Below are 11,442 nucleotides of genomic sequence, written 5' to 3'. Positions count from 1 at the left end.
GATCCTCACAGCGGCAGCCGCCTGCCGAGGATCGCGAACGGCCGGTTGTCGCCCGCGAAGACGAAATTGCGGACCACGTCGGTGAATCCCTGCCTGCGATACAACCGCCAGGCGCGGTTGTCCTCACCGGCGACCTCGGGCGTCGACAGCAGCACCGCCCGCTCGGTGCGGTCGCGCAGCAGCCGTTCCAGCAGCGTGCCGCCGATGCCGCGGCCCTGCGCGGCCGGATGCACATGCAGCTCGGTGAGCTCGAAGTAGTCCGAGAGCAGTTCGCGCGCGGAATGTTCCGGCCACCCCGAACGCCGCATTCCGCTGTGCACCTGCTGATGCCACCATTGGTGCGCGGCGCCGCGATAGCCGTAGGCGATCGCCACGATCGGCGCGTGGCGCAGATCGATCCGGCCGGAGTCGTCGGGCAGCACCGCGGCGACCGCCTGCCAGCCGGGCCGGGTGGTGTGCTCGGTCCACATCGGCGCGCGATGGTTCTCGGTCCCGCGCGGATAGTCCATGGCGGCCACGTAGACCGCCAGCGCGTCGTGCAGCCGGGAGCGCAGGGCCGCCACCGAGAGATCGATGACGGCGGGTGCGGGAGTGTGATTGGGCTTGACGGCGGTCATGGCTCTCGTCGGTCGCGCGGACGCGGAAAGTTGTCGGTGGGCGTCTCTATATTGAAGCTCAATTCAAACGTTCGAATACCTGTTCGGTCCGGGCGGTGCTGGAAAGCGGTGGGGCACGCCGTCTCCAGCGCCGCATACGGGCCAAGGTACGCGAGGGTGGAGGGACGGCGATGTCTGGTCGAGTGGAACATCCGGGCCGGCCCGGCCGGGCCGGCAAGTTGCTGGAGCGCGCGGACGGGTTGCTCATGCAGGCGGCGGGGGAACGAGATCCGCGGGAACGGTTCCGCACCGCCTACCTGGCGGCGCTGCGCGGTGCGGGCGCGGTGATCGCGCTCACGGGCGCCGATGCCGCGCCCAGGGCGCGCTCCCGCAACGCGTGGGTGCTGATGCAGCGCGCCGCGCCCGAATTCGTGATGTGGGCGGACTACTTCAGCGCGCGCTCGGAGATCCGGGCGGCGCTGGAGGCGGGCCTGGACCGGAATGTCGACGAACACGAGGCGGACGAGTTCTCTTCGCGGGTGGCGGCATTCCTTCACGACGTGGAAGATCTCCTCGCGGCATCGGCTCGGTTGCGGCCCGCCCCTGGAGTGACCGGCGGGATGACCGCCTAGTTATCGGCGTGTTGGCCTACCTTCACCTTGGCCCCGGCGATGCGCGGGCTGGTTACGGACCAGGTCCGACTGTGCCCATCAGGCGTACCTTCGCCTTCGCTGCGGCCGTGCGCGGGTTGATGACGGACTGCGTCCGACTGTGTCCTTTCGGCGTACCTTCGCCTTCGCTGCGGCCGTGCGCGGGTTGATGACGGACTGCGTCCGACTGTGTCCTTTCGGCGTACCTTCGCCTTCGCTGCGGCCGTGCGCGGGTTGATGACGGACTGCGTCCGACTGTGTCCTTTCGGCGTACCTTCGCCTTCGCTGCGGCCATGCGCGGGTTGATGACGGACTACGTCCGACTGTGCACATTAGGCGTACCTCCGCCTTCGCTGCGGCCGTGCGCGGGTTGATGACGGACTACGTCCGACTGTGCACATTAGGTGGTCTGGCCCTGATCGAACTCGTATCATTGGTGACAGATGGCCGCCAAGGTCGGCTATCTGTCGTCTACCCGGAGGCGACAGCCACGTCCTAGTGCCGGGGGAGGTACCGTGCCACTCTCCGAGCACGAGCAGCGCATGCTCGAACAGATCGAGAGCGCTCTCTATGCTGAGGATCCCAAGTTCGCCTCGTCCGTCCGCGGCGGACGGCTACGTTCGACCTCGAGTCGTCGCAGACTCCAGGCCGCGGCGTTGTTCGTCCTCGGCCTCTTTCTCCTCGTCGCAGGCATCGCAGCGCCCGTGAAGCCCGGCGGCTTTCCGATCATCAGCCTGATCGGGTTCATCGTGATGTTCGGCGCCGGGGTGCTCCTGCTGCTTGGCACCTCCAAGAGCATCGCCAAGAACGATCGGTCCGGCGGCCAGGCATCCTCCGGCGGCGGGCGAGGGCGCCAGCGCAAGTCCGGCGGTTTCTCCGAGCGTATGGAGGATCGCTTCCGGCGGCGGTTCGAGCAGGAATAGCTCGCCCGTAGCCTGACAACTTCAGCACGACCGGCGACGCCGCACCGCAATGGTGCGGCGTCGCCGGTTCGTGTGTGCGACCGATCACGCCGCGAATGATCTTCGGGTCCGACTTCCGCCTCGCCCCACACCTCCCCACGAACTTCCCCCACTTCGCCCCCTCCGGTGCCACACCAGGGGGTTTGCTGGGTGTTTTCGGGCGTTTGTCGCCTGGGTCGGCGCGTGTCGGCAGAACTCGCGAAAGTTCTCCACGCCGGTGATAGCTGACATGACCTGCGGAATCGTCTGAGTCGGGAGCCAGATCACCGCTTGTTTCGATTGAAAGTGGGGGAAAGTGGGGTAATGTGGAGCGCGCAGTACTGAAGGGCCGACCATCGAGGTGATCGAATAGGGAGGTATCGAGATGTTTCTCGGTACCTACACACCTCGCTTGGACGACAAGGGGCGACTCACGTTGCCTGCGAAGTTTCGAGACGATCTGGCGGGAGGGTTGATGGTCACGAAGGGGCAGGACCACAGCCTTGCCGTGTACCCGAAAGAGGAGTTCACCGCGCTCGCCCGGCGGGCCGCGGCCGCGTCTCGAAGCAACCCGCAGGCCCGTGCGTTCGTCCGGGCACTCGCGGCCGGAACGGACGAGCAACGTCCGGACGCGCAGGGCCGGATCGTGTTGTCCGCCGACCATCGTCGCTACGCCAACCTGGACAGGGATTGCGTGGTGATCGGTTCGGTCGACTTCCTGGAGATTTGGGACAAGCAGGCGTGGGAGTCCTACCTCGCCGAGCACGAGGAGGACTTCTCGCAAGCCAGAGACGAGTCGCTGGGCGGAATCTTCTAGCCGCGGGCGCGCGAGTGCCACGCGGTCTCTGCCCGGACGCGGACCCTGACGTACTTCCCCGACGCCAGGTGCCGAAAGTTCGGTCAGAGACCACGGGGCATTCGTGTCCGTATGGAAAGCACTGTGTAGCAAGGCGACCCGTATGCGGTGCGCGACGACGCGAGGCAGACTCCGGGAGGTCTAGGTGAACCGTGAACAGCGCGGTCCCCGCCATGTTCCGGTTCTGCTGGAGCGAGCCGACGCGCTGCTCGGTCCGGCCTTGGCCGAGCCGGGCGCGGTCTACGTCGACGCGACACTCGGCCTCGGCGGTCACGCCGAGCATTTCCTCAGCACCTACCCGGGCCTCCGTCTCGTCGGGCTCGACCGCGACACCACCGCGTTGAAGCTGGCAGGCGAGCGGCTCGAGCCGTTCGCGGACCGAATCACGTTGGTGCACACACGCTACGACGGCATCGTCGACGCGTTGGCGGAGGCGGGCTTGCCCGCCACCGGTTCGGTCTCCGCGATCCTGATGGACCTGGGCGTCTCCTCCATGCAGTTGGACGAGGCCGACCGCGGTTTCGCGTATTCCGTCGACGCCCCGCTGGACATGCGGATGGACCCGACCACCGGGCCCACCGCCGCCGATGTGCTCAACACCTACAGTCACGGCGATCTGACCCGGGTACTGCGGACCTACGGAGAGGAACGCTTCGCGAGCCGGATCGCCGCCGAGGTGGTCCGGCGTCGGCAGAGCAAACCGTTCCACACCAGCGCCGAGCTGGTGGAGCTGCTGTACGCCACGATTCCCGCGGCGACGCGCCGCACCGGCGGGCATCCGGCCAAGCGCACGTTCCAAGCGCTGCGCGTGGAGGTCAACGGGGAGCTCGACTCCTTGCGAGCCGCGCTGCCCGCCGCGCTCGCCGCGCTGCGCGTGGGCGGCCGCATCGTCGTCATGTCCTACCAATCGCTGGAGGACAAGGTGGTCAAGCACGAGCTCACCGCCCATACCGCGTCCAGGACGCCGGTGGGCCTGCCGGTGGAGCTTCCCGGCATGGGACCGGAGTTCCGGATGCTGACCCGTGGCGCGGAGAAGGCGACCGAGCAGGAGGTCGAGGACAACCCGCGGGCGGCCCCGGTACGCATGCGCGCCGCCGAGCGGATCCAGGAGGCGCGGTGAGCGAGCAGTGCCCGTATCGCGCCGGCCGGGTGCGGATGTCCCGCAGCGGTAGCGGAGGCCGGATGAGACAGCGGAGCGCTGTGCTCGCCCGGCATCCCCGGAGGACAGAGGAGGGGAATCTATGAGCGTGCGGACACGGACCGTCGAAGCGCCGGGCCGGGTCGCCCGGCGGGTCCAAGACGCCGAGCGGGTGAAGTCGGGCGCGGCGCAGCGCGCCTACGCGCGGCGGCGAATGCGCGAAAGTGGTTCGGACAGCGCGTTCCTGCCCACCGTGCGGCGCTCGGCGATGGCGGCGCGCATCCCGTTCGTCACGGCGATCATCGCCCTGCTCGGTTGCGGCCTCGCGCTGACCTTGCTGCTGACCACCCGCGCCGCCGAGGACAGCTATCAGCTCGGCGACGCGCGGGCGACGAACCGGCGGCTGGCCGACGAGCGCGCGGCCCTGCAGCGCGAGGTCGAGGTCGCCGATTCGGCCCCCGAACTGGCCCTGCGGGCGCGCGAACTGGGCATGATCCCAGCCAAGGACCCGGCTCGCCTGCTGGTCGGTCCCGACGGCTCGGTCACGGTGATCGGCAAGCCGGCCCCGGCCGAGGGCACTCCCGTGCCGCCGCTGAACGCCTCGCCTTCCGCGCGGTCGCCGAGAGGTGAGCGGGTGGTGCCGGTCACCACCACGCCCGGTGCTCCGGTGCCGGGTCAGCCGAACACGGGATCGCAGAACAACGCGCAAGTGAACGCGGCGCCCACGGCGGCGAGCCCGGCCCCCACTTCGACGATCAACCCGCCGCAGCCCGGGGTGCCCGCGGCTTCGGCCACACCGCAGGCCAGTGCGCCCCAGCCGCCCGCGGAAGCGTCGCCGCAGCAGGAAGCCGCGCAGGCGCCGGAGGCGGTGCCCGACGGAGCCCCGCAGTGACGCATCCCAGGCCCGCCCCGCGCAGGCGCGGGCCCTCGGCGCCCCGCACCACGGGCGGGCCGCGGCCACCGCGCTCAGCTGTCCCGGACGGCCCGCTCCGGTTGCGCCTCGGCGTCGGACGGGTGGTCATGTTCGTCGCGCTCGCGGTCGTCGCGCTGCAACTGCTGTGGGTGCAGAGCGTCGCCGCGCCGGGACTGTCGGCCCAAGCGGCCAGCCAGCGCACCACCCATCAGCCCGACCCGGCCATCCGCGGGCCGATCACCGACCGCTACGGCAAGGCGCTGGCCTTCACCGTGTCGGCCAAGGCGCTGCATTTCCGGCCGGTCGCCGTCCGGAAGGAACTGGCGGACGCCAAGGCCAAGAACGACAAGGCGCCCGATCCCGATCAGCGGCTGCGCGACATCGCGCGCACCATCCACGAGAAGCTCGGCAAAGACGCGCCCGCGGAAGCGGACCTGCTGGCCAAGCTGAACAGCGACGAGCAGTTCGTGTTCCTCGCCCAAAATGTCGATCCGCGCATCGCGGACGAGATCACCGACAAATATCCGCAGGTGGGCTCCGACCAGCAGAGCCCCCGGGTCTACCCAGGCGGGTCGCTGGCGGCGAATGTCGTCGGCGCTGTCGGTTGGGACGGTCACGGGCAGATCGGGTTGGAGTCGTCGCTCGACTCGGTGCTGGCCGGTACCGACGGATCGCACACCTACGATCGCGGCTCGGACGGCGCGGTCATTCCCGGCAGTTGGCGCGACGAGCAGCCCGCGGTCAACGGGTCCGCCGTGGAGCTCACCCTGGACTCCGATCTGCAGTACTACGTGCAGCAGCAGGTGCAGCAGGCCAAAGACGTCTCCGGTGCGGGTTCCGCTTCGGCCGTCGTCCTGGACGCCAAGACCGGGCAGGTCCTGGCGATGGCCAACGACAACACCTTCAATCCCGACCTGGGACCGCAGAAGTGGGCCAACGCCCAGCTGAGCAACCCGTCGGTCACGGACGTGTTCGAGCCCGGCTCGGTGAACAAGATCGTCACGGCGGCCGCGGCCATCGACTACGGCCTGACCGATCCCGACGAGGTGCACCAGGTGCCCGGCGCGATCCAGATGGCGGGTGTCACGGTGCACGACGCGTGGTCGCACGGCGTCGAGCCCTACACGACCACCGGAATCTTCGGCCGCTCTTCCAATGTGGGCACGCTGATGCTCGCGCAGCGCGTGGGCGAGGATCGCTTCGCCGACATGGCGCACCGGTTCGGGCTCGGGCAGCGCACGGGCATCGGCCTGCCCGGCGAGAGCGCAGGCCTGATGCCGGACCGGGATCAGTGGTCCGGCGGCACCTTCGCCAATCTCCCGATCGGCCAAGGTCTTTCGATGACGACGCTGCAAATGGCCGGGATGTATCAGGCGATCGCCAACGACGGTGTCCGCATTCCGCCGCGGATCGTGCGGGCGAGGATCGCGCCGGACGGCGCCCGCACCGAGGAGACCCAGCCGGACGGCGTGCGGGTGGTGAGCAAGCAGACCGCCGCCACTTTGCGGACGATGTTCCAGGCGGTGGTGCAGCGTGACCCGATGAACGCCAATCAGAACGGCACCGGATGGCCCGCGGCCATCACGGGCTACCAGGTGGCGGGCAAGACCGGTACCGCGCAGAAGGTCGATCGCAATTGCCGGTGCTACTCCACGTCGTCGTTCTGGATCACGTTCGCGGGCATGGTTCCCGCGGAGAATCCTCGGTACGTGATCGGGCTCATGCTCGACGCGCCCGTGCGCAGTTCGGACGGCTCCGGGGGCGGTTCGGTCGCTCCGCTGTTCCACAACATCGCCTCGTGGGCCCTGCAGCGCGACCGCATCCCGCCGTCGGTCCAGCCGTCCAGGCAATTCGTCTTGCAGGCAGGGTGATCGATCCGCTCCGGGGGTGTGCGGTCGGTAGCGAGGACGTCGGATCGGTGTGGAGGAAGCAGCAGGTGAGTGCGGTGTTCGAGGGGCAGAGGCCGACGACGGCCCGCCGTGCGCGCCGCGTCCTCGCCCGGTGGCGTCCGAGTGCCGCGTGGCGCGGTCCGGGCCGGGCGGGCGAACCCGTAGGGTGCGGTGGGCGACCTCCCCGGCGTTGCGACGGGGCGCATGGTCCCGCCGTGACCGGTCGCCGGTAACCTGACACGTCGATCGCCGCCCCCGAAAGGAGCCTGGTTTCTGTGCAGTCCGGTCAACCGCGCGCATTGCGGCCAGAGCATTCGCCGTCAACGCCGCTGGCGTCGCTGGCCGCCGTCATCGGGGCCACGACGAGCGCCGAATCGGACGTGGCGGTCACCGGCATCGAGCAGCGCTCGGATGCCGTGCTGCCAGGTGACCTCTTCGCCGCGCTGCCCGGCGCCCGGGCGCACGGCGCGCGTTTCGCGCGCGACGCCGTCTCCCGCGGCGCGGTCGCGGTACTGACCGACGCGGCGGGCGCGGAACTGGCCGGTCCGCTCGAGGTGCCGGTGCTGGTGCGGGAGAATCCGAGGGCGGTGCTCGGCGAGCTGTCGGCGACGATCTACGGCAATCCATCCGAGCGGCTGCGCATCGTCGGTATCACCGGAACCTCGGGCAAGACCACGACCTCCTACCTGGTGGAGGCGGGCCTGGCCGCCGCGGGGCTGTCCACCGCGCTGATCGGCACGATCGAGACCAGGATCGGCGGCAGGCGAGTGCCCAGCGCGCTCACCACTCCGGAGGCGCCGCAGTTGCACGCGATGTTCGCGCTGATGGTCGAGCAGGGCGTGGACGCGGTGGTGATGGAGGTATCCAGCCACGCGCTGACGCTGGGCCGGGTGGACGGAGTGCGGTTCGCGGTGGGCGCGTTCACCAATCTGTCCCAGGACCACCTCGACTTCCACGCCGACTTCGAGGACTACTTCGCCGCCAAACGCAAGCTGTTCGAACCTGATTCGCCGGTCGCGGCGCGCACCGCCGTCGTCTGCGTGGACGACGAGTGGGGGCGGCGGCTGGCCGCGGGCCTGCCGAACCCGGTCACCGTCTCGACCACCAGGACCGCCGCCTGGAGCGTCACCGGCGCGGTGTCGGCGCACGGCGGCGAACAAGACTTCACCGCGGCCGGTCCGCAGGGCGAAATTCCCGTACGCCTTCGGCTTCCCGGCCACTACAACGTCGCCAACGGCCTGCTCGCGGTGGCGGTGTGCGCCGCGGCGGGCGTCGAGCCGTCGATCGCGGCTCCGGCGCTGGCGACCGTGGACGTGCCCGGCCGCATGCAGCGGGTGGAGCGCGGACAGGACTTCTTGGCGATCGTCGACTACGCGCACAAGCCCGCGGCGTTGGAGTCCGTGATCGCCACGCTGCGTGGTCATCTCGCGGCCGGCACCGCGGGACGGCTGGCGGTGGTGGTCGGCGCGGGCGGCGACCGGGACGCGGCGAAGCGGCCGCTGATGGGCGCCGTAGGCGCGCGGGGCGCCGATCTGCTGATCATCACCGATGACAACCCGCGCACCGAGGATCCGGCGGCCATCCGCGCCGCCCTCGGCTCCGGTGCACTGGAGGTCCCGGAAGCCGAACGCGGCGAGGTGCGGGAGATCGGCGACCGAGCGGAGGCCATCGCCGCGGCGGTGGCGTGGGCGCGCCCCGGTGACGTGGTGCTGATCGCGGGCAAGGGACATGAGGCAGGGCAGGAGATCCAGGGCGTGAAGCACCCGTTCGACGACCGCGACGTACTCGCGGCCGCATTGGAAAGACGCAGTCCGCAAGGTAACCACGCGGAGGACTTGACGGTTTCATGATCGAGATGACACTGCGGGAGATCGCGGAGGTCGTCGGCGGCACGCTGCACGACGTCGCAGACCCGGAGGTGCGAGTGACCGGCGCGGTCGAATTCGACTCGCGCCGAATCGGTTCCGGCGATCTGTTCCTGGCGCTGCCGGGTGAGCGCTCCGACGGCCACGACTACGCGGGCGCGGCCGTCGCCGCGGGCGCGGTGGCGGTGCTGGCGGCGCGGCCGGTGGGCGTGCCCGCCATCGTGGTCACGCCGGGCGGCGGCGACGTGCCGTCGAGTTCGGTTGCGCTCAGCCACGATGCGGACGGATCCGGCGCCGCCGTGCTGACCGCGCTCGCCGCGCTCGCCCGTGCCAGCGTGTCGCGTCTCGCCGCCGACGGCGGGCTCACCGTCGTCGGCGTCACCGGCTCGTCCGGCAAGACCTCCACCAAGGACCTGCTGGCCGCCGTCCTGGCGCCGCTGGGCACGGTGGTGGCCCCGCCCGGGTCGTTCAACAACGAACTCGGCCACCCGTGGACGGCGTTGCGCGCCGACGCGAGCACCCGCTTCCTGGTGCTGGAGCTGTCCGCGCGCGGGCCCGGGCACATCGCGGCGCTGGCCGAGGTGGCGCCGCCGAGCATCGGCGTGGTGCTCAACGTCGGCACCGCGCATCTCGGCGAGTTCGGCAGCCGCGAGGCCATCGCCAAGACCAAGGGCGAGCTGGTGGAGGCGCTGCCGCCCACCGGGCTCGCCGTGCTCAACGCCGACGATCCCCAGGTCGCCGCGATGGCCTCGCGCACGTCGGCGCGGGTGGTGACCGTCGGGCAGGCCGCGACCGCCGACGTGCGGGCCACCGACATCCGGCTCGATGACCAGGCCAGGGCCGCGTTCACCGTGCACACGGCCGCGGGCAGCGCCCAGGTGCGCCTGGCCGTGCACGGCGAGCACCACGTGGGCAACGCGCTGTCGGCGATCGCGGTCGCGCTGGAATGCGGCGCCGATCTGGACACCGCCGTCGCCGCGCTGTCCGACGCCCGCGCCGCGTCCGCCCGCCGGATGGACGTGCGGACCACCGCGGACGGGATCACCGTCGTCAACGACTCCTACAACGCCAATCCGGACTCGGTCCGCGCCGCGCTCAAAGCGCTGGTGAGCATGGCGCGCGCGGCCGAGACGCCGCGGCGCAGCTGGGCGGTGCTCGGCGAGATGGGCGAACTCGGCGAGGAATCCGTCCTCGAGCACGACGCCATCGGGCGGCTCGCGGTGCGGTTGGACGTCAGCCGGGTGGTCGCGGTCGGCACCGGCAGGCCCGCCCGCGCGCTGCACCAGGGCGCGGTGATGGAAGGGTCCTGGGGCGAGGAATCGGTCCTCGTGCCCGACATCGCGGCAGCGATCGCGCTGCTCGAGCAGGAAGTGGCCCCCGGCGACGTGGTGCTGGTCAAGGCATCGAAGTCGGTCGGACTGTGGGAGGTCGCCGAGCATCTGACCGACCCGGGCGCCGTAGCCGCACGCGGCGGCGCGGCGGACAACGGGGTTGGACAGGACACGGAGGCAGCAGGATGAGGCAGATTCTCTTCGCCGCGGCAATCGCGCTGACGGTCTCGATCCTGCTCACCCCGCTGCTGATCCGGTTGTTCGCCAAGCAGGGCTTCGGGCAGGAGATCCGCGTCGACGGTCCCGCCAGCCATCAGGCCAAGCGCGGTACGCCGACGATGGGCGGCGTCGCCATCCTGGTCGGCATGTGGGCCGGTTACCTGGGCTCCCACCTGATCGGCATCGGTTACGACGCCGACGGGCCGTCGGCGTCGGCGTTGCTCGTGCTCGGGCTGGCCACGGCGCTGGGCGCGGTGGGTTTCGTCGACGATTTCATCAAGATCCGCAAGCAGCGCAACCTAGGCCTGACCGCGGCGGGCAAGTATCTCGGCCAGCTGTCCTCGGCCGTGATCTTCGGCATCCTCGCCTTGCAGTTCCGCGGCGGCAGCGGGCTGACGCCCGCCAGCAGGCACCTGTCCTACGTGCGCGACATCAGCACGGTGACCATGGGCGTGGTCGTGTTCCTGGTGTTCGTCTGCTTCGTGGTGGTCGCCTGGTCCAATGCGGTGAACCTCACCGACGGACTCGACGGGCTGGCCGCCGGATCGATGAGCCTGGTGCTGGGCGGATACGTGATCATCACGTTCTGGCAGTACTACCACGCCTGCGAGACCAAGCCCGAGACCGGCTGCTACAACGTGCGCGATCCGCTGGATCTCGCGCTGGTCTGCGCCGCGGGCGCGGCGGCGTGCGTCGGGTTCCTGTGGTGGAACGCCGCACCGGCCAAGATCTTCATGGGCGACACCGGTTCGCTCGCGCTGGGCGGCCTGCTGGCAGGCCTGTCCATCACCACCCGCACCGAGCTGCTGATGATCGTCATCGGCGCGCTGTTCGTCGCCGAGACGGCGTCGGTGGTGCTGCAGGTCGCGGTCTTCCGCACCACGCGCAACCGGCTGTTCAAGATGGCGCCCTTCCACCATCACTTCGAGCTCAGCAAATGGGCCGAGACGACGGTGATCATCAGATTCTGGCTGCTGGCCGCGATGGCCTCCGCCGTCGGGCTCGGGCTGTTCTACAGCGAATACCTCTCCGCGGTCGGGTGAA

At 70.2% G+C, this 11,442-nt stretch carries 10 protein-coding genes; 9 read left to right on the top strand and 1 reads right to left on the bottom strand.

The genetic code is table 11. From position 1 onward, the window contains the following. Window positions 1-5: 5 nt before the first annotated feature. A complete protein-coding gene (locus ACWEO7_RS23565) occupies window positions 6-617 on the bottom strand; it encodes a GNAT family N-acetyltransferase (protein WP_355079632.1) in 612 nt (203 codons plus the stop codon). Window positions 618-787: 170 nt separating this feature from the next. On the opposite strand from ACWEO7_RS23565, the gene ACWEO7_RS23560 reads away from it, so the two are divergent. The 9 genes from ACWEO7_RS23560 (at window position 788) to mraY (ending at window position 11,441) form a co-directional block, all read left to right on the top strand. Further along, entirely contained in the window at window positions 788-1,228 is a 441-nt protein-coding gene (locus tag ACWEO7_RS23560; RefSeq protein WP_039797092.1) for an SAV_6107 family HEPN domain-containing protein, read from the top strand. A gap of 533 nt (window positions 1,229-1,761) precedes the next feature. Beyond that, on the top strand, window positions 1,762-2,169 hold the full coding sequence (locus tag ACWEO7_RS23555; protein WP_039797093.1) for a DUF3040 domain-containing protein: 408 nt from the start codon (window positions 1,762-1,764) through the stop codon (window positions 2,167-2,169). 403 nt (window positions 2,170-2,572) lie between these two features. Further along, window positions 2,573-3,004: a division/cell wall cluster transcriptional repressor MraZ gene (mraZ, locus tag ACWEO7_RS23550; RefSeq protein WP_355079635.1), complete on the top strand. Its 432-nt coding sequence runs from the start codon at window positions 2,573-2,575 to the stop codon at window positions 3,002-3,004. Between the two features lie 184 nt (window positions 3,005-3,188). Further along, on the top strand, window positions 3,189-4,163 hold the full coding sequence (gene rsmH / locus ACWEO7_RS23545) for a 16S rRNA (cytosine(1402)-N(4))-methyltransferase RsmH (RefSeq protein WP_452426125.1): 975 nt from the start codon (window positions 3,189-3,191) through the stop codon (window positions 4,161-4,163). A 121-nt stretch (window positions 4,164-4,284) separates the two neighbouring features. Continuing rightward, a complete protein-coding gene (locus tag ACWEO7_RS23540; RefSeq protein WP_452426124.1) occupies window positions 4,285-5,073 on the top strand; it encodes a hypothetical protein in 789 nt (262 codons plus the stop codon). After that, window positions 5,070-6,965, top strand: coding sequence for a peptidoglycan D,D-transpeptidase FtsI family protein (locus ACWEO7_RS23535; RefSeq protein ID WP_452426122.1), 1,896 nt, complete (start codon window positions 5,070-5,072; stop codon window positions 6,963-6,965). Before ACWEO7_RS23540 ends, ACWEO7_RS23535 begins: the two co-directional genes overlap by 4 nt. Before the next feature lie 293 nt (window positions 6,966-7,258). Continuing rightward, a complete protein-coding gene (locus ACWEO7_RS23530; RefSeq protein ID WP_450026542.1) occupies window positions 7,259-8,833 on the top strand; it encodes a UDP-N-acetylmuramoyl-L-alanyl-D-glutamate--2,6-diaminopimelate ligase in 1,575 nt (524 codons plus the stop codon). After that, the gene (locus ACWEO7_RS23525; RefSeq protein ID WP_452426120.1) at window positions 8,830-10,368 is read left to right on the top strand and encodes a UDP-N-acetylmuramoyl-tripeptide--D-alanyl-D-alanine ligase; all 1,539 of its coding nucleotides are present in this window, start codon (window positions 8,830-8,832) and stop codon (window positions 10,366-10,368) included. Before ACWEO7_RS23530 ends, ACWEO7_RS23525 begins: the two co-directional genes overlap by 4 nt. Next, complete coding sequence (gene mraY / locus ACWEO7_RS23520) at window positions 10,365-11,441, top strand: phospho-N-acetylmuramoyl-pentapeptide-transferase (RefSeq protein ID WP_039797126.1); 1,077 nt, start codon at window positions 10,365-10,367, stop codon at window positions 11,439-11,441. Before ACWEO7_RS23525 ends, mraY begins: the two co-directional genes overlap by 4 nt. Window position 11,442 lies beyond the last annotated feature (1 nt).

It is taken from the genome of Nocardia sp. NPDC004260, assembly GCF_053603155.1.
This window is presented reverse-complemented; position numbering and strand designations above follow the sequence as displayed.